The organism is Aquamicrobium sp. LC103 (assembly GCF_001014615.2).
GTDB lineage: Bacteria > Pseudomonadota > Alphaproteobacteria > Rhizobiales > Rhizobiaceae > LBCQ02.
In genome coordinates this window covers 333,913-356,285 of sequence record NZ_LBCQ02000003.1, presented here as the reverse complement: position 1 = coordinate 356,285, position 22,373 = coordinate 333,913, and the positions used below count along the sequence as shown (strand labels likewise).

20 protein-coding genes are annotated in these 22,373 nt (G+C 66.4%); 12 read left to right on the top strand and 8 right to left on the bottom strand.

Annotation, left to right across the window (positions count from 1 at the left end; all coding sequences use genetic code 11):
* Positions 1 to 106: 106 nt before the first annotated feature.
* Complete coding sequence (locus XW59_RS08020) at positions 107 to 1,027, bottom strand: glycosyltransferase family A protein (protein ID WP_047144043.1); 921 nt, start codon at positions 1,025 to 1,027, stop codon at positions 107 to 109.
* 277 nt (positions 1,028 to 1,304) lie between these two features.
* Here XW59_RS08020 and XW59_RS08015 point away from each other — a divergent pair, with 277 nt between their 5' ends.
* From XW59_RS08015 to XW59_RS08000, 4 genes are all read left to right on the top strand, one after another.
* The gene (locus tag XW59_RS08015) at positions 1,305 to 2,933 is read left to right on the top strand and encodes an FAD-dependent oxidoreductase (RefSeq protein ID WP_170990110.1); all 1,629 of its coding nucleotides are present in this window, start codon (positions 1,305 to 1,307) and stop codon (positions 2,931 to 2,933) included.
* A 138-nt stretch (positions 2,934 to 3,071) separates the two neighbouring features.
* Complete coding sequence (locus tag XW59_RS08010) at positions 3,072 to 4,628, top strand: Wzz/FepE/Etk N-terminal domain-containing protein (protein ID WP_047144045.1); 1,557 nt, start codon at positions 3,072 to 3,074, stop codon at positions 4,626 to 4,628.
* 45 nt (positions 4,629 to 4,673) lie between these two features.
* Positions 4,674 to 5,471: a CpsD/CapB family tyrosine-protein kinase gene (locus tag XW59_RS08005; RefSeq protein ID WP_052958062.1), complete on the top strand. Its 798-nt coding sequence runs from the start codon at positions 4,674 to 4,676 to the stop codon at positions 5,469 to 5,471.
* Between the two features lie 24 nt (positions 5,472 to 5,495).
* Positions 5,496 to 6,368, top strand: a complete 873-nt coding sequence (locus tag XW59_RS08000; RefSeq protein WP_047144046.1) for an AAA family ATPase — start codon at positions 5,496 to 5,498, stop codon at positions 6,366 to 6,368.
* A 6-nt stretch (positions 6,369 to 6,374) separates the two neighbouring features.
* Here XW59_RS08000 and XW59_RS07995 read toward each other — a convergent pair whose 3' ends face one another.
* Together XW59_RS07995 and XW59_RS07990 are read right to left on the bottom strand one after the other, a co-directional pair.
* Positions 6,375 to 7,142 carry a WecB/TagA/CpsF family glycosyltransferase gene (locus XW59_RS07995; protein WP_246666028.1) on the bottom strand — a complete coding sequence of 256 codons (768 nt, stop codon included), beginning with the start codon at positions 7,140 to 7,142 and terminating at the stop codon, positions 6,375 to 6,377.
* A gap of 11 nt (positions 7,143 to 7,153) precedes the next feature.
* The gene (locus tag XW59_RS07990; protein ID WP_246666027.1) at positions 7,154 to 8,305 is read right to left on the bottom strand and encodes a hypothetical protein; all 1,152 of its coding nucleotides are present in this window, start codon (positions 8,303 to 8,305) and stop codon (positions 7,154 to 7,156) included.
* Between the two features lie 404 nt (positions 8,306 to 8,709).
* On the opposite strand from XW59_RS07990, the gene XW59_RS07985 reads away from it, so the two are divergent.
* Positions 8,710 to 9,693, top strand: a complete 984-nt coding sequence (locus XW59_RS07985) for a glycosyltransferase family 2 protein (RefSeq protein ID WP_047144047.1) — start codon at positions 8,710 to 8,712, stop codon at positions 9,691 to 9,693.
* Here the strand turns inward: XW59_RS07985 and XW59_RS07980 are convergent.
* The 3 genes from XW59_RS07980 to XW59_RS07970 are packed head-to-tail and all read right to left on the bottom strand — an operon-like array spanning position 9,657 to position 13,499.
* Positions 9,657 to 10,868, bottom strand: a complete 1,212-nt coding sequence (locus tag XW59_RS07980; protein WP_047144048.1) for a glycosyltransferase family 4 protein — start codon at positions 10,866 to 10,868, stop codon at positions 9,657 to 9,659. The two genes, XW59_RS07985 and XW59_RS07980, sit on opposite strands and share 37 nt — an antisense overlap.
* Entirely contained in the window at positions 10,865 to 12,076 is a 1,212-nt protein-coding gene (locus XW59_RS07975; RefSeq protein WP_047144049.1) for a GNAT family N-acetyltransferase, read from the bottom strand. The genes XW59_RS07980 and XW59_RS07975 overlap by 4 nt, the downstream gene beginning before the upstream one ends.
* Positions 12,069 to 13,499: a hypothetical protein gene (locus XW59_RS07970; RefSeq protein WP_052958011.1), complete on the bottom strand. Its 1,431-nt coding sequence runs from the start codon at positions 13,497 to 13,499 to the stop codon at positions 12,069 to 12,071. The genes XW59_RS07975 and XW59_RS07970 overlap by 8 nt, the downstream gene beginning before the upstream one ends.
* A gap of 147 nt (positions 13,500 to 13,646) precedes the next feature.
* Here XW59_RS07970 and XW59_RS07965 point away from each other — a divergent pair, with 147 nt between their 5' ends.
* Positions 13,647 to 14,600 carry a glycosyltransferase gene (locus XW59_RS07965; protein WP_052958012.1) on the top strand — a complete coding sequence of 318 codons (954 nt, stop codon included), beginning with the start codon at positions 13,647 to 13,649 and terminating at the stop codon, positions 14,598 to 14,600.
* 6 nt (positions 14,601 to 14,606) lie between these two features.
* Here the strand turns inward: XW59_RS07965 and XW59_RS07960 are convergent, their stop codons facing one another.
* Entirely contained in the window at positions 14,607 to 15,857 is a 1,251-nt protein-coding gene (locus XW59_RS07960) for a glycosyltransferase (protein WP_052958013.1), read from the bottom strand.
* Between the two features lie 294 nt (positions 15,858 to 16,151).
* Between XW59_RS07960 and XW59_RS07955 the strand changes: the two genes are divergently transcribed.
* From XW59_RS07955 to XW59_RS07930, 6 genes are read left to right on the top strand one after another with little or no spacing between them, the layout of a single operon-like run.
* Positions 16,152 to 16,658, top strand: coding sequence for an acyltransferase (locus XW59_RS07955; protein WP_047144050.1), 507 nt, complete (start codon positions 16,152 to 16,154; stop codon positions 16,656 to 16,658).
* Positions 16,655 to 17,692, top strand: coding sequence for a Gfo/Idh/MocA family oxidoreductase (locus XW59_RS07950; RefSeq protein WP_047144051.1), 1,038 nt, complete (start codon positions 16,655 to 16,657; stop codon positions 17,690 to 17,692). Before XW59_RS07955 ends, XW59_RS07950 begins: the two co-directional genes overlap by 4 nt.
* Entirely contained in the window at positions 17,689 to 18,795 is a 1,107-nt protein-coding gene (locus XW59_RS07945) for a DegT/DnrJ/EryC1/StrS family aminotransferase (protein WP_047144052.1), read from the top strand. Before XW59_RS07950 ends, XW59_RS07945 begins: the two co-directional genes overlap by 4 nt.
* The gene (locus XW59_RS07940; RefSeq protein ID WP_047144053.1) at positions 18,785 to 19,504 is read left to right on the top strand and encodes an acyltransferase; all 720 of its coding nucleotides are present in this window, start codon (positions 18,785 to 18,787) and stop codon (positions 19,502 to 19,504) included. The genes XW59_RS07945 and XW59_RS07940 overlap by 11 nt, the downstream gene beginning before the upstream one ends.
* Entirely contained in the window at positions 19,501 to 20,475 is a 975-nt protein-coding gene (locus XW59_RS07935; RefSeq protein WP_047144054.1) for an NAD-dependent epimerase/dehydratase family protein, read from the top strand. Before XW59_RS07940 ends, XW59_RS07935 begins: the two co-directional genes overlap by 4 nt.
* Entirely contained in the window at positions 20,472 to 21,665 is a 1,194-nt protein-coding gene (locus tag XW59_RS07930; RefSeq protein ID WP_047144490.1) for a DegT/DnrJ/EryC1/StrS family aminotransferase, read from the top strand. Before XW59_RS07935 ends, XW59_RS07930 begins: the two co-directional genes overlap by 4 nt.
* Before the next feature lie 10 nt (positions 21,666 to 21,675).
* Here the strand turns inward: XW59_RS07930 and pncA are convergent, their stop codons facing one another.
* Entirely contained in the window at positions 21,676 to 22,275 is a 600-nt protein-coding gene (gene pncA / locus XW59_RS07925) for a bifunctional nicotinamidase/pyrazinamidase (protein ID WP_047144055.1), read from the bottom strand.
* Positions 22,276 to 22,373 lie beyond the last annotated feature (98 nt).

The window sequence follows — 22,373 nt, the reverse complement described above, 5'->3', positions numbered from 1 at the left end:
TACGATTTTAAGTTTTGACGGTCTTTAGATAATTCGGTCTAGATACTTCGATTATCTGTTCCAAAGGCTGAGGCTAAGCTGGATTGGGTATTCCCTCGCTCCTCGCTCACCGGTTCCACGCGCCGACCATCGCCGCCGTATCGTCGCGGACGGCGAGGCCGAGCATCCGCCAGGCGCGATAGAGGCGTACGCGCGTGAGGCAGGCGAGGGCGAGGCCGCGCTCACGCCAGCCCGAAACGCGGTCGGAGCGCATGATCTTCGGCACTTCGCCCAAGGGCGAGGCGGCCATCACCGCGCTTGCGGCGAGCCATTTGAGGAGGGCGGCCGGCCTTCGGCCGACGTGACGGAATTCATGGGCGATGTGCCTGTCCCATCTGCGCCTCAATTCGCCGAAGGAGGTGCAGGAAGGGGTGAGGACCCTCGCTTCCGGCAGATAGGCGATGCGGTATCCGCGTGCGCTCGCGCGCTGGCCCCATTCGGTGTCCTCCATCGTCGAAATGCCGCCGAACGGACCGACGGCGCGGAACACGCTCGCCCTGACGGCCATGTTTCCGGTGGCGGCGAAGCCGTAGCGCTCGACATAGGTCTGCGCGCGATAGCTGAAGATGCTTTCATAGGCCTCAATGGCGGTGAAACGGTCCGGCGAAGCCGGCAGGATGCGGATGTCGCCGCCGGCGAAATCGATGTCCGATCCGGGCGCGAGACGCTGAACGATGGCGCGAACCCAGCCGGGACAGGCGACACAGTCCGCGTCGATGAAGGCGAGGATTTCGGCCGTGGCGACCGCGGCGCCGCGATTGCGCGCCGGCCCCGGACCGGGGACGGGTTCGTTTTCGAGACGGACGCCGGGAAACCCGCCGCAGACATCGGCCGGCGATACGCGCGAGCCGTTGTCGACGACGATGATCTCGAAGGGGATGTCGGGGCTGCGCTGCGCCGAGAGCGCGGCGAGGCAGCGCCGCAAATCCTCGGGCTCGTTCAGGTGAGGAATGATGACGCTCACCAGCGGGAAGATCGACGACGCCATTTGTAACCGCGCGAAACCTCTGCATTCGTCCGTGTGCGGAACGAGGTTAGTGCGGAACGGCATGATTTCGGAACCGCTTCCAAAGAAGGCGTGCGGTCGAGGATGGACGCACGGCCTCATCCTTTTGAACCTCGAAAGGATGAGGCGTGCTTAGCGGCAACAACCTATGGGTGGAAGCCGCTAAACAACGGTCTGAATCGACACGTAAATTTCGCAATGCGTATATGAGAGAATGACTATACTTAATCTCTCAACTTTGGAAAATCCCCAAAGCACCGTGCAAGCTCCCATATGCGTCATCGGCGCCGGGATAGCCGGCCTTTTCTTTGCGCGGAAGGTCGCGCGTGAAGGCCACAAGGTGATCGTGCTCGAAAGCGGCTACGAGAGTTTCGACGCCGCGATACATGGGCTGAACGAGATCGAGGACGCTTCGCAAAGGTATTCGCGGGCGCTGACCGGCAGATACCGGGGCCTTGGCGGCACCTCGTCGCGCTGGGGCGGCCGGGTGATCCCGATCAGCCGACACGAAGCGGCGGAGCGTTCCTACATCTCCCAGACGGCCTGGCCATTCGATCTCGGCAAGCTCGACAAATACAATGGCGAGATCGAAAGCCTGCTCAAGCTCGACGACAGCTTCTACGACGGCAACGTGTTCGACGACGGGGAGGCGCCGGACCGGTTTCCCTCCGACGATCCCTATCTGAAGCTCCGGTGGGCGAAATGCCCGTCCTTCAAACGCTGCAACATCGCGACCGTCATCCGCAAGGAGCTCAAATCGCCCAATATCGAGATCTGGCTGGGGGCGACCGTATGCGGCTTCGGCGTCGACCGTGAGCATGGCCGGCTGAACAGCGTTACGGCGCGCGACATCGACGGCAACACGCTGGAAGTGCGCGCGGACGAGTTCGTGGTGGCGGCGGGCACGATCGAGACGACGCGGCTGCTGCTGCTCCTCGACGCGGCGACCGACAACCAGGCGTTCAGGCGTTGCGACGCGCTCGGCCGTTATTTCCAGGACCACCTGAAGTCGACGGTGGCGACCATCAGCCGGCGCAACGCGCTGCTCAGCAACAGCCTTTTTGCCTATCGCTTTCTTAACTCGACCCGCAGGGACCTGCATCTGGAGCTTTCGGAGGCCGCGCAGCGGGAGGACAGGGTTTCCAGCGCCTTCGCCTATGTGTCGATGGATCTCGAAGGCAGCCCGCTGGCGCAACTGAAGAAGGTGGCGCAGAGCGTGCAAAGACGCCAGTTCGACCTGGACAGCGCCTGGCGGATGTCGAGGAACATGAAGCTGCTTGCGCAGGCGGCGCGCTGGCGGCTCCTGCGCGGGCAACTCTTCGTGCCGGCAGACATCGATTTCAATCTTCTCGTGTGCGTGGAGCAATTGCCGAATCGCGCGAACCGCATTCGCCTCGCCGAGGCGCGCGACCGCTTCGGCATGCCGAAGGCCCTGTTCGAATGGAGCCCGCGGCAGGAGGACGAGCGCACTTTCCGCTCGGCGATCTCGCATATCGGCGCGTATTGGCGCCGCGCGGGGTTCGAGGAGAGCTGCCCGCTGGACTGGACGAAGGCTGCCGCCGATCCGGCGCTGCCGATCATAGAGGGGGCGGAAGCGTGCGCGCATCCCTCGGGCTCGACGCGGATGGGATCCGATCCGGCGCATTCCGTGGTCGGGCAGGATCTGCGCTGCCATGCCGTGCCCAACGTCGCGGTGGCGAGCGCCTCCGTGTTTCCGACCGCCGGCAGCGCCAACCCGACCTTCACCATCATGAAGCTGGCGCTGTGGCTCGCCGATTCCTGGCTGCAGAAGGCCAGATGCACGGCACCCGTCTACACCAGCGCCTCCCCGCTCGAACTCGGCGACGAGCTTGCCGCGATGTCTTCGGCCCCGGTGGGCCAGACCTAACCCATTTGTACTAGGCGGGGGTTTTCCGCTTTATCCCGTCCACCCTCCATCGGCGGTCTATCATATGATCCGCCGCAGCCCGAAAATGCAGGCCAAGGCACGTGTCGACCGAGAAGTTACGGCGGGGGTGAAAGCGCGATGGGCGACCTGGACTTGCGTTTCTACGCATCGATATTCTTCCGCAGACTGCCTCTGTTCCTGGCGGTCGCGATACCCGTCGCGACGCTCGGCTTGGCGGTCGCCTTCATGCTTCCCAAGATCTATCAGGCGAGCGCAAAGATCCTCGTCGAGGCGCCGCAGATCTCCGCCGATCTCGCGCGACCCACCGTCCAGACGAACGCCTACCAGCAGTTGCAGGTGATCGAGCAGCAGATCACCACGCGGGAAAATCTCGTGGCGCTGGCGCAGAGGCTCGGCGTCTATGGCGGCGAGTTCGCCAAGCTGGCGGAGGCCGACATCGTGGAAGACATGCGCGAGCGCATGACATTCGAGGAACTGCAGCAGGACGGCTATGGCGGCCAGGGCGCCAGGATGTTCTCGGTTTCCTTCGAGGGGCGGGACTCGCGGATTGCCGCAGACGTGGTGAACGAGGTCACCGAGATCATATTGCAGCGGAACGAATCCCTGCGCAACGACCAGGCGCGGGAGACGCTGCAATTCTTCCAGGACGAGGTGGCGCGCCTCGGCACGGAACTGAGTGTGATCGAGGCGAGGATACTCGAGTTCAAGAACACCAATCGCGACGCGCTTCCCGACAGCCTGGATTTCAGGCGCACGCAGCAGAGCACGCTTCAGGAAAGGATGGCCGCGCTGGAACGCGAGGAGGCGGCGCTGCGCGGCCGCCGCAACAATCTGGTCGAGCTGTTCGAGGCGACGGGCGTTATCGCCAACGCCGCGCCGCTGACGGCGGAGCAGCAATTGCTGCAGGATCTGAAGCGCACGCTTTCCGACCAGCTGGTGCTGTTTTCCGAGACGAGCCCGAACATAACGTCGCTGCGCGCGCGCATCGCCGCGCTGGAGGAATCGGTCCGGTCCAGCAATTCGGCGGACGAAGACCGTCTGCAAAAGACGAAGCCGCCTTCCGAACTCGACCTGCAACTGTCGGATATCGACCAGCGGCTGGCGTTCATCACCCGGGAGAAGGAGACGATCGGGAAGAGCCTCGCCAAGCTCACCGCATCGGTTTCGGCGACGCCGGCGAACGAGACGGTGCTGAATTCGCTCGAACGCGACCGGCTGAACCTGCAGAACCAGTACAATGTCGCGACCGCGAGGCTCGCCGAAGCCTCGACGGGCAAGCAGATCGAGGCCGGCTCGAAGGGTGAGCGCTTCACGGTGATCGAGCCGGCGATACCGCCGCAGGACCCGATCAAGTCCAACCGTCGGCGCGTCGCCGCGGCCGGAGCCGCCATGGGCGGCGGACTCGGGCTCGGACTGATCTTCCTGCTCGAACTTCTCAACAAGCGCGTGCGCCGGCCGGCCGAGATCGTCCAGATGTTCGACGCGCAGCCCTTGGCGACGATCCCCTACATCTCGCTGCCGGACGAGAAGCGGCGGTCCTATCTGCGGCCGGGCCTCCTGTTCGGTGCCGGCGCCATACCGGCCGCGCTGGCGTTGCTGGCGCTCTCCCACGCTTCCGTCGGGCAGTTCGTGCAGAAGATCGCGGCCCGGCTGGGCGAAGGCAGGATCATGTAAGGAAGACAGCAATCCCCCGATCCCTCGAAAGGGAAAATGCAGACGATGGAACGGATTCAGGCCGCCTTGCAGAAGGCGAAACAACAAAGCGAAACCCATAATTTTCCCGAGCGGGCGGTCTCCTTCGCGGCGGCGATCAAGGACGAGGTCTGGACTTCGCTCAAGCCGCTCAAGGCCGACCCGAGGCAGATCGCCGCCAACCGCCTGATCACGATGACGCATTCCGATCCGGCGCACACGCATTTCGACATATTGCGCACCAGGGTGCTGCAGCAGTTGCGCCAGAACGACTGGACATCGGTCGCCATCACCTCGCCGACGCCGGGCTGCGGCAAGACGCTGGTCGCGCTCAACCTGGCGTTCAGCCTCGCCAACCAGAAGGACTGCCGCACCGCGCTGATCGACCTCGACATGCGCAGGCCGCAGGTCGCCAAGCTGCTCGGGATCAGGGAAGCGCCGTCGATGGAGACGTTCCTGAAAGGGCAGAGCGAGGCCGAGGAGGTGTTCCTGCGCCATGGCGAGAACGTCGCGATCGCCGGCAACAGGGCCCCGGTGCAGTTCGCGGCCGAGCTTCTGCAAAGCCCGGCGGCGACGGCCGCGCTGAAACGCATGAAGCAGCGGCTCAAGCCGGACGTCGTCATCTACGACCTGCCGCCGATGCTGGCAAACGACGACGTGATGGCCTTCCTGCCTAGCGTCGACTGCGTGATACTGGTGGCGGCGGCGGAGGCGAGCACCTTCGGCGAGCTCGACGCCTGCGAGCGCGAGCTGGCCGAGAGGTCGAACTTCCTGGGCATCGTGCTCAACAAGTGCCGCTACGTTCCCGAGAAATACGGTTATTGAGCCGGCGGCGGGAAGCGGAAAACAATGTCCAGCACGCGTCTTCTCTACACCGACCATTTCGGCCTGAAGGCCCGGCCCTTCAGCCTGCTCCCGGATCCCGATTTCCTGTTCTGGTCGGAGAACCATGCGCGCGCCTATGCGATGCTGGAATACGGCATCGTCACCTTCGCGCCGATCACCATGATCACGGGCGAGGTGGGCGCAGGCAAGACGACGCTGGTGCGCCATCTGCTGCGCAGCGCCGACCAGGACCTGAAGATCGGGCTGATCTCCAACGCGCATGGCGAACGCGGGGAATTGCTGCACTGGATCCTGGCCGCGCTCGGCCAGCCGGTCGACAGCCACGCGCCCTATGTGGAGCTGTTCTCGCGGCTGGAGGCGGCCTTGCGCCGCGAGCGGGCGGGCGGCCGCCGCACGGTTCTCGTCTTCGACGAGGCGCAGAACCTGTCCGAGACCATGCTGGAGGAGCTTAGATGCTTCTCCAACCTCAACGGCGAAAGCGACGAGCTCCTGCAGATCGTATTGGTGGGGCAGCCGGAGCTCCGACAGACGATCGCGCATCCAAGGCTGGTTCAGTTCGCCCAGCGCGTCGCGGCGGATTTCCATCTGGCCGGCCTGACACGGGAAGGCGTGAGGGACTACGTTTCCCATCGCCTGACGACGGCGGGCGCCGCCTGCGAAATCTTCACGCCGGCGGCCTGCGACATGGCCTTCCAGGCGAGCCGCGGCATTCCCCGCGTCATCAACCAGATCTGCGACTACGCGCTGGTCTACGCCTTCGTCGACGAGCTCGACCAGGTGGACGAGGGCGTGGTCGGCCAGGTGATCGCCGATCGCGGGCTGAAGGCGCAGGCGCCCAACCCGCCGGAGCGGCTAGGAATGATGCTCTCCTTCTGAGGGCGGTCAGCGCTTGTTTTCGGTGACCACGAAAGCCTCGGCCGGGCGGATGAACTCCCGCGCGGTCAGAGCGAGGAAGGCGGTGTTGGCGCGCAGATAGCGCCACAGCAGCCGGCGCGGCTCCTGCAGCAGGCGATAGGCCCATTCCATGCCGGTTCTCTGCCAGAGGATGGGCGCGCGCCGGGTGAGGCCGGCAAGCACGTCGAAGGAGCCGCCGACACCGTGCAGGACCGGCACGTCGAGCGAGGCGCCGTGGGTGGCGAGGAAGATTTCCTTCTTGGGCGAGACCATGCCGAGGAACAGCATGTCGGCGCCGGATGCGCGGATGCCGGCGGCGATGGCCGGGGCGTCGGTGTCGTCGAAATAGCCATGATGGCTGCCGGCGATGCGCAGGCGGGGGAAGCGTTCGCCGATTCGCGCCTCCAGCTTGGCCAGGATTTCCGGGCGCGCGCCGAGCAGATAGACGGACCGGTCGTCGCGGTCGGCGAGTTCGAGGAGCTTTTCGAACAGGTCGATGCCGGCGACGCGCTCGGGCAGCGGGCGGCCGAGCAGCCGGCTCGCCCAGACGATCGACTGGCCGTCAGCCAGCAGGAGATCGCAATCGAGGAGAGAATCGCGCAGCAGCGCGTCGCGGCGCGCATTGACGACCTTGGCGGCGTTGAGCACGCCGACGAGCACGCGGCTGCGCGTCTCCAGCGCGAGCCTGCAGCGCTCGACCACCTCGTCCATGCGCAGCGGGTCGAGGCGGAGGCCGAAGAGCAGGCGCCGTTCCACGTGCGGTCTCCTCAGCCGCCCGCGCGCAGACGCTCGACCGCGCCGCCGGAAAGCCAGGCATAGAGCAGCCAGCCGAGTTCGTAGGGCCGGCATTCGTAGTCGATGCGGTTGGGCGGGAAGATCGCGTCGAGGCCCGGCAGATGCAGGCCGGGCATCAGCGCGGTGGTCATGGCCGACACGGCGCGGACGGCCTTGTTGGGCTCGCGGCGTCCGGCCTTGCGCCAGATGACGGCGTCCTCCTCGCATACCATCACCGAGGAGACCTCGGGATGCCGGTCGATCCAGTCGAGGCCCTTGATCATCGCGTTCCAGTGCGGCGTGCCGCCGGCCTCGCGCAGGTCGAGCAGCGCCATCGGCCCCATCGCATGCTGGTGAACGCTGTAGACGGGATAGCCCTCGACCACCGTTCCGTTGCGCACGTCATAGTGCCACCACCATTGGCCGGCCGAGCCCTGGAGCTCGCAGATGCGCGCGGCGCAGGCTTCCGCGGCGGCAAGCGCGGCGGGATCATCCTGGGCGACGGAAAGGCGGGCGAGCCCTTGCGTGGAATAGACCTGGTCGGCGAAGCAGCCGACATGCGCGCGCAGACGGCCATTGGCCGAGGCAGGCAGCATGTGCGGGAAGATGCCGGAAGGGCCCTGCGCCTCCATCAGGCGGTCGGCTGCCAATGCGGTGACGCCTTCGGTGTCGCCGAGATGGCGCGCGGCAAGCGCGGCGATCAGCGTCCAGGAGCAATCGACGGTGGCGATCGGTTCGTCCGAGGCCAGCAGGCGGGCGAGCCTGTCGAGGAGGGACTCGGCGTAGAAGTCGGCGACCTCGGCGGCGGCCCAGGCGGCGAGCGCGACCGCGCCGGGATCGTCGGAGGTCCTGGCGCGCCAGGCGGTGGTCAGCGCGAGCTCGGCCGCGGTGTCGCCGGCGAGTATGTCGCGCTGCGTGCCCTCGTCGAGATAGGAGACGCCGAGCGCGACATTGGTGGCATAGCGCAGGCTGTCGCCTTCGGGCTTCACCGCGCGGCCGGACGAGGTCTTCACCGCGCGGACCGTGTGCGCGAAGGCGCCGTCGGCGTACATCTGCGGCAGACCCCGCTTGGCGAGCTCCACGAATTCCTCAAGGCGGATGCGGGCGGAGGGAGATTCCTGTCCCAGCGCCTGTACACGGTTCAACGAGTTTGTCATGTCCGGGTTTAACAAAAAGAGCCTGGTGTTTGTGCGGGCCGACAAGGAAGCCTCCGAAACTTGCATGCGGCGCGTCGCGGATATGTGCCCCGGTTCGCGCCCCGATATCCGAGCGGCCTGCAAGGCCTGCCGCCGGAACATGGCAATGATGCTAGAAAATCCGCAGAATTTAGCCATTGGCCTGAAAGTCTTATGGCGCGAGGAACCGCTTATCCGGGAATGCGGAGGGCTACGCCAATAGGATTACGAGGGTCCACGGAGATCGTCATTTCATCGACATAAAGATGCCGTGCCTCGTCCATTGCCTACCGCAGCATGTTGTCTTTCACGCAAGCGTCAATCCTGCGATGAATGCTTGCATTTTCAGATATTTCGATGACGAGAGGGGAGGAATGGACAAGGTCGTGGAACCGCACGCGCACAACTCCGCCGGCCGGGCCTCACCCGCGGGCGTGGAACCGCTCGCCACGGCGCCGCTGGCGGTCGTGGTCGTCACCTACAACAGTGCCGACGTGCTCGGCGGGCTGCTGGACAGCCTTCCCGGGGGGCTCGACGGCATTGGCAAGCGCGACGTCATCGTCGTCGACAATGATTCAGGCGACGATTCCGTCGGGATCGCCAGAAACCATCCGACGCGGCCGACGGTGATCGAGACGGGACGCAATGCCGGCTACGCCGCCGGCATCAACGCGGCGACGCGGATGATCCGTCCGGACGCGAACGTGCTCGTGCTCAACCCCGATATCCGCCTGATGCCGGGATCGGCCCGCCTGCTGCGGGAAAGCCTGCGGGACAGTTCTGTCGGGGTCGCCGCGCCGATGGTCCTCAACGAGGACGGGACGCTGGCGAAATCGCTGCGCCGCGAGCCGTCGCTCTCGACCGCCTGGTCGGATGCGCTGCTTGGCACGCGGGTGGCGGCGGGCGTCGGTCTCGGTGAGATCGTCGACGATCCGGCGATCTACCAGCGCGGCGGAAAGGTGGAGTGGGTGACCGGCGCGATCCTCATGATAGCGGCCAGGGCACGCGGCGCGGTGGGGGAGTGGGACGAAAGCTTCTTTCTCTATAGCGAGGAGGTCGACTATATGGAGCGGGTGCGCCGCTGCGGCTTCTCCATCGGCTACGTGCCCGAGGCACGAGCGGTGCATATAGGCGGCGTCTATCACGAGAACGCCTTCCTCTCCGGGCTGATGACCACCAACAGGATAGGCTATTACGGCCGCCATCACGGCCGGCTGGCGACATCCATGTTCAGGCTGAGCATCATCGTGGGCGAGGGGATGCGGGCCGGCCTCGGCCCGGGACACCGCGCCGCGCTGCAGGCGGCGCTGCATTTCCAGCCTCAGGCGGCGGTGGCACCGCCGACCAGCTCGGCATAGATCTCGTCCATGCGGTCGAGCTTGGCCGACCACAAGCCGGTGCCGGTGACATGCTCGTATGCGGCCGCGCCCATGGCTAGCCGCCCTGCGCGATCGGCGGCGAGCCCGCGGACCGCCGACGCTATGCCTTCGGCGAGGGCCTCGGGCGTGGTCGCCTGCAGCCGCACGGAGCAGGCGGGCGAGGTGCTGCTGGCGGGGCCGCCGCGATCGACGATGACGAGCGGCAGCGAATAAGCCATCGCCTCCATGGCGACATTGCCGCCCGGCTCGCGATAGCTCGGAAAGACGAAGATGTCGGCGGCACGGTAGAAGCCGGCGACCTCCTCCTTGCTCTTCCATCCGTGCAGCGTGACGCGCCCGGAAAGCCCGTGCTCGGCGATCAGAGCCTCGCAAGGCGCGCGCTCGGGTCCCTCGCCGACGATGTCGAGGCGGACGGGGAGATCGCCGAGCATGGCCATGGCGCGGACGACGTCGCGCGCTCCCTTGGTGCGCACCAGCCGCCCGACGAAGAGCAGCTTCACCTGGCCCATGCGGTGCGAGCGGTCGATGAATGCGGGCACCCGGTCCATGCCGGTCTCGGACATGATCTCGAGCCGGCGCATCGGGATCGGCGCGAGCTGGTCGCGGACATAGGAGGCGATGGCGAGCACGCAAGCGGCGTTGCGATAGGTGGCGCGCAGCATCGGGTCCCAGCGCCAGCGATATTTGTCGAGATTGCGCAGGCCGACGAACCACGGCGCCGTCGCCTCGTCGGCGGCGAAGCCGGGAGGCGACGACAATCCGCCGCCGACCGGGCCGATGACGAGCGGCAGGCCGAGCCCCGCGGCCGGCGAGGGATAGCGCATCGCGACGGGGACCGGCTGATGGACGAGGTCGAAGCGCTCGCCCTCGGCAAGCGCGTGGCGGATCCATTTGCGGGCGCGCCAGTAGAACGGGACGTAGCCGGGCTTCAGCATGCTGTTGAGCCGCTCCGCCCTGCCGAGAAGGGGAGGCTCGGTCCATTCGACGACACGCATGCCGGGAAGCTGTTCGGCGGCGGGGCGTGCGCCGCGCTTGTGGTAGGTAAGCAGCGTCACGTCGTGCCGCTCGCCCAGTCGGCGCGCCCATTGATAGGCGACCCACGCCTCGCCGACGTCGTCGCCATTGCAGGTGGGGGCGACAAGCAGGAGCTTCATGACGAGGCCTTTTCCGCCGCGCGCCGGCGCCAGCCGGCCTTCAGCCGCCGTCCCCAGGAGGTGTCCCTGATGGCGCGCGCGGCAAGGTCGTTGAGTGCCGAGACTCCGGAAAGGGCGAGCAGCAGCGCGATGGCGCGCAACCGCGGCGCGGCGATCATGATTTCGCTTTCGTCGTGCGACCGCCGGCCGAAGGCGGATTTGTACTCGGCCTCGCCCTGGCCGAAATCGAGACGCCCTATCGCCGGATCGGCGCACAGATCCTCCGTCATCCTCAACATGGTGTAGATGCCGACCGAATCCTTCGTATAGCGCGGGTCGAAGCCCGGCGTGCCGATCGCGAAAGTGTCGCCATAGGCCATGCCGTTCCAGAAGGCGACCGGGGCGCCGTCGATATAAAGCACCCAGGCGCGGTGCCAGCCACGCCGCAGGCCGAGCTCGATGAGGCCGTGTTCGAGCGGCGTGCCGGTGTAACTGACGCCGAGGCCGCGCTGGTAGCTGCGCGCGGCGACCGATTCGAGGTCGCGGCAGAGCTCCTGCAGCTCCTCCGGACGGTCGAAGCGGCTCAATTTCATGCGGTCGGCGAAATTGGCGTGGAGGTTGCGCTCCTGCCGGCGAAGCGTGTTGCGGCTCTTGGCGGAGCGCACCTGCAGGAACGTCTCGAGCCGGTCGGGAATGTCGGCGATCCACCTGCTGGAGACGGAGCGCGCGTGACCCCAGCGCAGCCGGCCGGCCATCGCGCGGGCGGTTTTCCGCAGGCTGCCTGCGACGTCGACATTGCGCATCAGGATCACGTCGGCGACGCCCGCGTCGAGCGCCTTCAGGTATTCGGCCAGGAGGAGCCTTTCATCGGCCTCGCCGGCCGTTCCCACGATGCCGTCGAAACTGAAGACGATCGCACGCAGCGTGAAGCGGCCGATCGCGTGGCGGCCGAGCCGCAGCTTGACGGGAAGCTCCTCCAGCCGGGCGACGCCGAGCAGGTCGTCGCTGCCCTCGCGGCGAATGTGGACCACATGGGGTGCCACGACCCGCGGGGCATGCCGGACGACGGTCAGGAAATAGTCGATGTCGGAATCGATATTCGTGACCGGCAGTGCTGCCCAAGCCTCCCTCAGGCATTCGACGGCCTGGCGGCTCCTGGCGACGGTGACGACCGGTTCGGTCGCGGGCGCACGGGTCGCAGCTTCCGGCTGGCGGGGAACGTCAAGCATTGTCGGCGGTTTCCTGTCTTCGGGGCCGGTGGGAGCGAGGCGGACGGCGGCGGGTGTTCGCACGTCGGTGCCTGCTGCTTGCCGAACGGTCGGGCTCGGCCGTTTCCGGCAGGTCGAGGAACCAGACGCCGGCGCCGACCAGGAACATGAAGATCACGTAGGTCGAGTTCCAGAAATAGACGGTCCAGCCGACCATGAAGAGGCCGGTCATGGCGATGAGATAGCCGGTGCGATAGGCCTGGAGGCGCTCGTCGAGCCCGCGTTTCAGGGCGGCCGGCACCAGGACCGCGAAGAAGGCGAGCCCGATCAGCAGGCCGGCCGGCAGGCCGTGGCGGATGGCGTCGACCAGCCAGAACATGTCGATGCTGCTGCTCATCCAGTCGGGACGGTCCCAGCGGTTGAAACCGACGCCGAAGAGCGGGTGGTTCATCACCGATTCCGAGCCGAAGGTCCAGATCAGCAGGCGGTACTGGCCGGAGCCCTCGTTGAAGGCGAAATAGGAGATGAAGATCGCCGGCAGCGAGCGGTTCGAGAAGAGCTCGATGAAGATCGCCATGCCGGCGGCCGTGGTCAGAAGCAGCCGCCAGCGGCCCGGATATCCCGAGAGCACCCAATTCCATCCCAGAAGCAGCGATTGCGCGACAAGACCCGACAACGGGCCGCTGGAAAGCGAGGTGAAGGCGGCGAGGAACACGATGCCGGATTTGAACCATCGCCTCGCGAGCGACTGGCCGTAGCCGAGCACGAGATGGGTGAGCGCGAAGGCGCTGGAGCAGACCACGCCGAAGAGGATCGCGTGGTCGAACACGGTCTGCACCCGCCGCAGGCCCCAGCGCGGCTCCATCGGATGGTCGGGGAAGGTCGGATAGATCGCCCGGACGATCTCAAGCGCGATGTTGCGGCCGGTCAGCGTCTCGACCAGCGCAAAGGGCAGCAGGCAGGCGATAATGAGGAAGAACAGCGCCACCATGTTGCGGAAATCGTCCGCATTGCGGATGAAACAGCGCGCGAGCAGATAGCTGCCGAAGGCTTCGAGAAAGATGATGGCCGCCGGCTCGACCGCGTATCCCGGTCCGTGGACGACCGCGATGGCGAGACCGCACCACAGGCAATAGAAAAGCATCGCGATATCGGCGACGCGGATGCGACCGACCTTTCCCGAAAGCCACATGACGAGGCAGGGCAGGATCGTCGCCAGCAGGACCATCCGGTAGCCCGAGAGCCGGATCGGCCCGAGCATGATGATCCAGGGAAACAGGATCGAGACGAAGAACAGGAACACCGGCCGGGGCAATGCCGCCTTGTAGCTGCCGATGCCCCGTGCCCGCCGTCCGCCGCGCGCGGGACGGGAGGCGACCGATGTGGCGGGAGCATGCCCGGCATCGGCGACCAGCACGCCATGACCACCCCTGCGCTCGATCATTCCAGGCTACCCGCACCCCGCATGAACAAAAGTGTATATTGGATTTGTTGTTTTGTTTTGCGATATGTCTACATGAACAACATGAATATCCATCAATATATAAAGATAAAACATAAGCATATCGAATAGGGATCGAAGGTGAATCCTATGCCGTGCGTGGTATCCGTCATACTCCCGACCTACAACCGAAGCGGTAGCCTGCCCGCCGCGATCTCCAGCGTGCTTACGCAGTCGTTCCGGGACCTGGAACTGATCGTGGTGGACGACTGCTCGAGCGAGGACCTCGCGGAGGTGGCGAGGGCGTCCGGGGACGAGCGGGTGAAATATGTCAGGCGGCCGGTGAATGGCGGCGCCGGAGCGGCGCGCAACACCGGGCTCGATCTCGCGCAAGGCGACTACATCGCCTTCCAGGACAGCGACGACCTCTGGCTGCCCGGCAAGCTGGATCGCCAGCTGGCGCTTCTTTCGTCGCTGCCGCGTTCGGTCGGCGTCGTCACCGGCGCGAAGATCATCTATGGCCGCGACGCCCGCAAGCACGCGGGCGCGGGCAAGGTCGACTGCGCCCCCTCGCCGGGGAGGAGGCTTCGGCTCGACGCCGACCAGGTCGGCGAGCTTCTCACCGAGAACCGGCTGAGCGTGCAGAACGCGCTGTTTCGCAGGGAATGCTTCGACGACGGCACCCGTTTCGACGCCTGTGCGCGGGCAAACGAGGACTGGGAGCTCGCGGTCAGGCTGGCGCGCAAGACCAGGATCTACGAGGATGCGGAGCCGGTGGTGCTGGCCTTCGTGTCGGGAGACAGTATTTCGTCGGACACGCGCAAGGGCATGATCGGCATGCTGCGCATAGCGCGCGCAAACAAGGCGGAGCTCGCCGCGCGACCGAAGATACGATCGACGATGCTGATCGACATCGGCAGGCACCTCCACAAGGCGGGCAAGCGGTCGAGCGGACGGAAATTCATTCTCGCCGGTCTGTCGCATTATCCCCTGAACATCATGTTCGTGCCGGTCTCGCTGGCGCGGAAGGCCGCCTCGATGCTCGAACGGACATTGCGGGCGGCGCGGAGCGTGACCGGGAAAAGCCAGCCCTATTCGGGCTGATCCGGTCTAAAGCCCCTCGAAGGAGGGCGGCCAGAAGCCGGCGCGGGTCGAATCGAAGATCCGGTCCTCTCGCCGCCGCAGACGCCGCTTGCGGCGCGGATCGTGATTGTCGATCTCGATCTTCAGGGCAAGCCAGGCCGAGCGCAGCGCCTCGCGCGGGCGGATGGCGGGCGAGGTGGCGAGCAGTTTGCGGTAGATGCCGAGCTGGATGTCGACCGCGCGTTCGAGGCTGAACCTGCGAACGACCAGCTCGCGCCCGAAGGCGGCGTTCTCGTCGCGCCGGGAAGGGTCATCGATGAGGGTATCGACCTGCCCGGCGAGGCGGGCGGCTCCGCGCTCGTCGTTGGCGAGGCCGTAGAAACCCTGGCGCAGGAAGATGCCGAGCGTTTCGCGCTCGAAGATCTCGCTGAAGGCGCGTTCACCCTGGACGATCAGGGGCCGGCCGATCGCCAGCGCGCGAAGCGCCGAACTGCCCATGCCGAGGACGAGGTCGGCGGCCGCATAGGCGCCGCGCGGATCGAGCTCGGCTCCGGCGAGCGTGACCACCTCGCGGCTCCATCTCGCATTGACGGCTCGCGCCCGCACGTCGAGCGCCTCGCGCGACGGGCCGTCGCCGACGAGGATCAACCGTATGCGGCGGCGGGCGGCGAGAAGATCGGCGGCGTCGACGGCGCGGACCAGCGCGTCGAGTTTCAGGTCGAGCGCGAGCCGCGAAACGGCGACGATCAGGAATTCGTCGGGCGCGACATTGTGGCGGCGGCGGAAAGGCTCGCCGTCGATGCCGGGATGGTCGCGCTCGACGTCGATCGGCGGCTCCAGCACCCAGACCGCGCCGCGATGGGCGGCACGCGCCTCGTCGCCGAGATCGGCGGTGCCCATTACCAGCGGCACGGAAGCGGGCACCTGCGGCATGACGGACATGCTCAGAACGGTGCACAGAAGCGGGACGCGGAGGACGGCGGCGGCTCCGTAGTAGGCGTCGAGGCAGGACGGCCATTCATAGGCGTGAATCAGGTCGATGCGTTCCCGCGCGGCGACCGCGGCAAGCTGTGCGATGCGCGAGGGCGCGGGACGATAGCGCAGCCGCCTTGCCGGAACGAAGCGCAGGCCGCGCTCCTCGATATAGGAAACGAGAGGGCCGGGTATGCCGTAGACGGCGACCTCGTGGCCGGCGGCGGCCACGGCGGCCGCGAGATCGATGGCGTTGATCTGGCTGCCGCCGATCGACAGGTCGTGCGGATAGACGAGAAGGCGCATCCTGCCCCCATTTTCTTCCCGCCGGCGGAAAGTGCGATGCCGGGAGGCGCGAAATTCAGCAATGGTCTGAAGTTCCGGCGGGCGGGAAGCCAAGTCAATTGCGCGGCCATTCGCGCGCCTCGGCAGTTTGGTGGACCGGTTACCACTCAAAGCTGATCGTTCGGTCGGCCCTCTACGGCCTTTTCTCCGCTTTACCGCGATCCCCAAAGGAAACCACTCTGGGCGGGATTTTCCAGCCGGACAAAGCCGGCTTCCTTTTCGGATGGCCGCACGCACAGGGGGCAATTCAGCGTCATGATATCGGGCGACGTCGAACTTGAAGAAGGCGCGGTGATCCACCATCCGGACCTTGTCAATCTCTATGGCTGCCACGTCGGCGCGGGCTCGCGCATCGGCACTTTCGTGGAAATCCAGAAAGGTGCCGCCGTCGGGCGCAACTGCAAGATCGGAAGCCATTCCTTTCTCTGCGAGGGCGTGACGCTGGAGGATGGCGTGTTCGTCGGCCACGGGGTGATGTTCATCAACGACCTGCATCCGCGCGCGCTCAACGCGGAAGGCAAGCTGCAGACGGACCAGGACTGGCACGTGGTCGGAACGCTCGTCAGGCGAAACGCCGCGATCGGCAGCAACGCGACCATCCTCGCCGGCGTCACGATCGGGCGCAACGCGCTGGTCGGCGCGGGCGCGGTCGTCACCAAGGACGTGCCGGACAACACCATCGTTGCCGGCGTGCCGGCTCGGATCAAGGGCAGGGTCAAGGACGCGCCCCTGCGCAGCCTGGCGATCGGAGGGGTGAAATGATCGGCGTCGCCGTCGTCGGCTACGGCTATTGGGGGCCGAACCTGGTGCGCAACCTGGCGGAGGTGCCCGGCGCGCGGCTGGTTTCGGTGTGCGACATGCGCAAGGAGCGGCTCGCCGCGGTCCAGAGCCGCTATCCCGCGGTGGAGGTGACTGACGATTTCCAGGCCTTGCTCAGCGACCCGCGCGTCGATGCGGTCGCGATCGCGACGCCGGTGTCGACGCATTTCCGCCTCGCGATGAGCGCGCTGATGGCCGGCAAGCACGTGCTGGTCGAAAAGCCGATGGCGTCGAGCGCCGAGGAGGCGCGCCGGCTGGTGGACGAGGCGGCGCGGCGCAAGCTGGTGCTCGCCGTCGATCACACCTTCATCCACACCGGCGCCGTGCGCAAGATGCGCGAGCTCGTCGAGAACGGCCTGGGCGACGTCTACTACTACGATTCCGTCAGGGTGAATCTCGGGCTCTTCCAGCACGACGTCAGCGTCATCTGGGACCTCGCGGTCCACGACCTGTCGATCATGGATCACGTGCTGCCGATGAAGCCGGTGGCGGTTTCGGCGACGGGGGTGAGCCATGTCGCCGGCGAGCCGGAGAACATCGCCTATCTGAACCTGTTCTTCGACAATGCGACGATCGCGCATATCCACGTCAACTGGCTGGCGCCGGTGAAGGTGCGGCGCACGCTGATCGGCGGCAGCAGCAAGATGATCGTCTATGACGACCTGGAGCCGAGCGAGAAGATCAAGGTCTACGACAAGGGCATCACGCTCAACGGCAATCCCAAGGCGAACGGGGAGAAGGTCTACCAGATGCTGGTGGGCTACCGCACCGGCGACATGTGGGCGCCGCAGCTCGACATGGCCGAGGCGCTCGGCGTCGAGCTGCGCCAGTTCGTCGATTGCGTGGAGAAGGGCGGGACGCCCATCGCCGACGGCCATGCGGGCCTGCGCGTGGTGCGGATATTGGAGGCGGCATCGCAATCGCTCGCCCAGCGCGGGCGGGTGATCGAGCTCGAGGCGGCGAGGCGCATCGCATGATCCCCTTTCTCGACCTGAAGGCTCAGTATGCGTCGATCAAGGACGAGATCGACGCGGCGGTGCTGAACGTGCTGGGCTCCGCCCAATATGTGCTCGGCGAGGAGGTGGCCGCGTTCGAGCGCGAATTCGCGGCCTATTGCGGAACCAGGCACGCGATCGCCGTCAATACGGGCACCAGCGCGCTGCATCTCTCGCTGCTCGCCGCCGGCGTCGGACCGGGCGACGAGGTGATAACCGTGCCATTCACCTTCGTCGCGACGGCCTCGGCGATCTGCTACACGGGCGCGCGGCCGGTCTTCATCGACATCGATCCGGTGACGTTCACGATGGACCCGGAGAAGCTGGAAGCCTCGATCACGCCGCGCACCAAGGCCGTGATGCCGGTGCATCTCTACGGCCAGACGGCCGATATGGCGCCGATCATGGAGATGGCCGAGCGCTACGGGCTGGCGGTGATCGAGGATGCGTGCCAGGCGCATGGCGCGGAATACAAGGGAAGGCGCGCCGGCGGCATCGGCGTTTCCGGCTGCTTCAGCTTCTATCCCGGCAAGAACCTCGGAGCCTGCGGCGAGGGCGGCATCGTCGTCACCAATGACGACGCGCACGCGCACATGGTCCGCATGCTGCGCGACTGGGGGCAGGAGCGGCGCTACCATCACACGTTGAAGGGCTTCAACTACCGCATGGACGGCATTCAGGGCGCGATTCTGCGCGTGAAGCTGCGTCACCTCGAGCGCTGGACGGAGGCGCGCCGGCAGCATGCCAGGCGCTATACCGAGCTTCTCGCCGGCTCGGGGCGGGTGACGACACCGGTCGAACTGCCCGACCGCCGCCACGTCTATCACATCTACGCGGTGCGCTGCGGCGACCGCGACGCATTGCAGAGGGAACTGGTCGCCGAGGGCGTCCAGACGGGTCTGCACTATCCGGTGCCGATCCATCTCCAGCCCGCGCACGAGGATCTCGGCTATCGGGCGGGCGATTTCCCGGTGGCGGAGGCGGCGGCGCGCGAGGTGCTGTCGCTGCCGATCTATCCGGAAATGACGCAGAGACAGGTGGAACAGGTCGCCGACGCGGTGGAGCAGGAAATCCATGTCCATTGACGACAAGCGCCAGACGAGAATCGTCGCGGCCGTGCACGGCCGTCGCGACGCCAAAGCCGAGCCGGCCTACGAGACCGGCCTTACGGAGATGCTGAAGGTTTCCTACAGCGCGCGCGGGCTGCTGGAACTCTTCGGTCGCTTCTCCTGGGGCGACGGCGCGGTCGACGCGCTGATGCGTCGCGCGATCCTGCGCGGCCTCGCGCTCAGTTGCGGCGAGGGCCTGCAGGTGGGCAGCGGCGTTTCGTTCAAGCATCCGGAAACGTTCGAGTTGGGCGACCGCGTCTTCATCGGGGCGCAGGCCAACATACAGGGCCGCTACGACGGCACCTGCGTCCTCGGCGACAATGTCTGGATCGGTTCGCAGGCGTTCCTCGACGCGCGCGATCTCGTCATGGAGGAATATGTCGGCTTCGGCCCCGGCGCGAAGATCCTGGGATCCACGCACACCGGCGTCCCGGTCGACGTGCCGATCGTGCGCACCGACCTCGAAATCAGGCCGGTGCGCATCGGCGCATGGGCGGACATCGGCACCAATGCGACGATCTTGCCCGGCGTGACGATCGGCAAGGGCGCGATCGTCGGAGCGGGGGCGGTGGTGACCGCCGACGTTGAGCCTTTCTCGGTCGTGGCAGGCGTTCCGGCGCGCTTCCTGCGCTGGCGCACCGACGAGGACAACCCGCAAAACCTGCCTCGGAGGGCGGTTCAATGAAGAATAAGCGCGTGCTGATCACCGGCGGCGCGGGACTGATCGGCTCGCACATCGCCGATCTGGTCGCGCTGGAGGAGCCCGGCGAGATCATCATCCTCGACAATTTCGTGCGCGGCCGGCGCGAGAATTTGCGCCTTGCCGCTTCGCGCTTTCCGCTGAACGTGGTCGTCGGCGACATTCGCGACCGGGCACTGCTGGCCAAGCTCTTCGACGGTGTCGATATCGTCTTCCACCAAGCCGCGATACGCATCACGCAATGCGCCGAGGAGCCGAGGCTGGCGATGGAGGTGCTGGCGGACGGCACGTTCAACGTGCTGGAAGCGGCGGTGAAGGCGGGGGTGTCGAAAATGGTGGCCGCCTCGTCGGCCTCCGTGCTCGGGCTCGCCGACAGCTTTCCGACGACGGAGGCGCATCATTCCTACAACAACCGCACCATCTACGGCGCGGCCAAGGTGTTCAACGAGGCGCTGCTGCGCTCGTTCGCGGAGATGTACGGGCTCGACTACGTCGCGTTGCGCTATTTCAACGTCTACGGGCCGCGCATGGACGTTCACGGCGCCTATACCGAGGTGCTGATCCGCTGGATGGAGCGGATCGCGGCGAACGAAGCGCCGCTGATCCATGGCGACGGATTGCAGACGATGGATTTCGTGCATGTCGCCGACATCGCGCGCGCCAACGTTCTGGCGGCGAAGTCCGGCGTGACGGACGAGGTCTTCAACGTGGCGAGCGGCGAGGAGACGAGCCTGCTCGAGCTGGCGCTGATGCTGAGCCGCGTCATGGAATCGAAGCTCGCGCCCCAGCACGCGCCGGCGCGCAAGGTGAACGCGGTGACGCGCCGGCTGGCGGATACCAGCAAGGCAAGGGCGATGATCGGCTTCGAGGCGCGGATATCGCTGGAGGAGGGGTTGCGCGACCTGGTTTCCTGGTGGCGCGAAGAGCGCGCGATGACGCCGGAGGCAGCGGAATGACCAAACTTCAGCAACAGATCGCCGTCGCCAAGCCGGTTCTCGGCGAGGCGGAAGCGGAAGCCGCCCGCCGGGTGATCATGTCGGGCTGGGTGACGCAGGGGCCGGAGGTCGCCGCCTTCGAACGCGAGTTCGCCGAATATGTCGGCGCGCCGCACGCCTGCGCGACGTCGAACTGCACGACCGCGCTGCATCTGGCGCTTCTGGCAGTCGGCGTGGGCGCCGGCGACGAGGTCGTCACCGTCAGCCATTCCTTCATCGCCACCGCCAACGCCATCCGCTATTGCGGGGCCGTGCCGGTCTTCGTGGACGTGGAGGAGGGGGGCTTCAACATCGATCCCGAACTGATCGAGGGCGCGATCACCGCGCGCACCAAGGCGATCCTGTGCGTGCACCAGCTCGGCATGCCGTGCGACATACGGCGCGTGCTCGAGATCGCGCGGCGGCGCGGGATCAAGGTGGTCGAGGACGCGGCCTGCGCGATCGGCAGCGAGATGCTGTGGAACGGGCAATGGGAGAAGATCGGCCGGCCGCACGGCGACATCGCCTGCTTCTCGTTCCATCCGCGCAAGGTGATCACCACCGGCGACGGCGGCATGCTGACGACGGCGAACCCCGAATATGACGCGAAGTTCCGGCTGTGGCGGCAGCACGGGATGAGCGTGACCGACGCGGTCAGGCACGGCTCGCGGCAGGTGATCTACGAGGATTACCCGGAGCTCGGCTTCAACTATCGCATGACGGATTTGCAGGCCGCGATCGGACGGGAGCAGCTGCGACGCCTGCCGGAGATCGTCGAGCGCCGGCGGCACCTGGCGAGACTCTATGACGAGCGCTTGCGCCGGGTTCCGGGCATCCTGCCGCCAAGCGAGCCCGAATGGGCGCGGAGCAACTGGCAGAGCTATTGCATCTTCCTGCCGGAATGGGCCGACCAGCATGCGGTGATGCAGGAAATGCTCGACGCCGGCGTGTCGACGCGACGCGGCGTGATGAACAGCCACCGCGAGAAGGCCTATGCGGAGGCGTCTTCGCACCGTCTCGGATCGGGGCTGCGGCGCAGCGCGGCGGCACAGCTCGCGACCGTCATCCTGCCGCTCTATCCGCAGATGGCGGATGGCGACGTCGTTGCGGTGTGCGACCTGCTTGCCCGCGCCGCGAGCGCGAACGAAGGCGCGATCGCTCGCGCCTCGTGAGGCGCCGGGGTCAGGCCAGCCTGACGCCGGCCCTGCGCATGCGCTGCGTCATTTCAGCGAGCGAGCCGTCAAGATCGATGGCGCGGCAGGCGTCGAGCCGCACGGTGGCGTGAAAGCCCTCGCTGACGGCGTCGAGCGCCGAATAAGCGACGCAGAAATCCGTCGCCAGCCCCACCAGCGTCAGGTTGGAGATGCCGCGTTCGCGCAGATAGCCGGCGAGCCCGGTCGGAGTTCGGCGGTCGTTCTCGAAAAAGGCGGAATAGCTGTCGATCGAGGGGCGGAATCCCTTGCGGATGACGAGTTCCGCTTTGGCCCATTCGAGCTTCGGGTGAAACAGCGCACCTTCGCTGCCCTGTACGCAATGGTCGGGCCACAGCGTCTGCGGGCCGTAGCTGACGTCGATCGTCTGAAACGGATCCTTGCCCGGATGGGTGGAGGCGAAGCTGGAATGACCGGCCGGGTGCCAGTCCTGCGTGAGCACGACATGGTCGGCATCGGCGATGAGGCCGTTGACCAGCGGGACGATCTCGTCGCCGCTGGCGACCGCCAGCGCGCCGCCGGGGCAGAAATCGTTCTGAATGTCGATGACGACCAGGGCGCTACCAGCCATTTTCCACTCCAAGACAGTTCCATGGATTCCCGCCGCGAAACATCGCAGGCCGGGGTTGCGCAAGGCTGATCTCAAATCGCCGCTTTGGCAAGCCGCTC

Bases quoted from the DNA above. Each gene is read 5' to 3' on its own strand.
- XW59_RS08020 (WP_047144043.1), bottom strand. From the start codon at position 1,027: ATGGCGTCGTCGATCTTCCCGCTGGTGAGCGTCATCATTCCTCACCTG.
- XW59_RS08010 (WP_047144045.1), top strand. From the start codon at position 3,072: ATGGGCGACCTGGACTTGCGTTTCTACGCATCGATATTCTTCCGCAGA.
- XW59_RS08005 (WP_052958062.1), top strand. From the start codon at position 4,674: ATGGAACGGATTCAGGCCGCCTTGCAGAAGGCGAAACAACAAAGCGAA.
- XW59_RS08000 (WP_047144046.1), top strand. From the start codon at position 5,496: ATGTCCAGCACGCGTCTTCTCTACACCGACCATTTCGGCCTGAAGGCC.
- XW59_RS07985 (WP_047144047.1), top strand. From the start codon at position 8,710: ATGGACAAGGTCGTGGAACCGCACGCGCACAACTCCGCCGGCCGGGCC.
- XW59_RS07980 (WP_047144048.1), bottom strand. From the start codon at position 10,868: ATGAAGCTCCTGCTTGTCGCCCCCACCTGCAATGGCGACGACGTCGGC.
- XW59_RS07975 (WP_047144049.1), bottom strand. From the start codon at position 12,076: ATGCTTGACGTTCCCCGCCAGCCGGAAGCTGCGACCCGTGCGCCCGCG.
- XW59_RS07970 (WP_052958011.1), bottom strand. From the start codon at position 13,499: ATGATCGAGCGCAGGGGTGGTCATGGCGTGCTGGTCGCCGATGCCGGG.
- XW59_RS07965 (WP_052958012.1), top strand. From the start codon at position 13,647: ATGCCGTGCGTGGTATCCGTCATACTCCCGACCTACAACCGAAGCGGT.
- XW59_RS07960 (WP_052958013.1), bottom strand. From the start codon at position 15,857: ATGCGCCTTCTCGTCTATCCGCACGACCTGTCGATCGGCGGCAGCCAG.
- XW59_RS07955 (WP_047144050.1), top strand. From the start codon at position 16,152: ATGATATCGGGCGACGTCGAACTTGAAGAAGGCGCGGTGATCCACCAT.
- XW59_RS07950 (WP_047144051.1), top strand. From the start codon at position 16,655: ATGATCGGCGTCGCCGTCGTCGGCTACGGCTATTGGGGGCCGAACCTG.
- XW59_RS07945 (WP_047144052.1), top strand. From the start codon at position 17,689: ATGATCCCCTTTCTCGACCTGAAGGCTCAGTATGCGTCGATCAAGGAC.
- XW59_RS07940 (WP_047144053.1), top strand. From the start codon at position 18,785: ATGTCCATTGACGACAAGCGCCAGACGAGAATCGTCGCGGCCGTGCAC.
- XW59_RS07935 (WP_047144054.1), top strand. From the start codon at position 19,501: ATGAAGAATAAGCGCGTGCTGATCACCGGCGGCGCGGGACTGATCGGC.
- XW59_RS07930 (WP_047144490.1), top strand. From the start codon at position 20,472: ATGACCAAACTTCAGCAACAGATCGCCGTCGCCAAGCCGGTTCTCGGC.
- pncA (WP_047144055.1), bottom strand. From the start codon at position 22,275: ATGGCTGGTAGCGCCCTGGTCGTCATCGACATTCAGAACGATTTCTGC.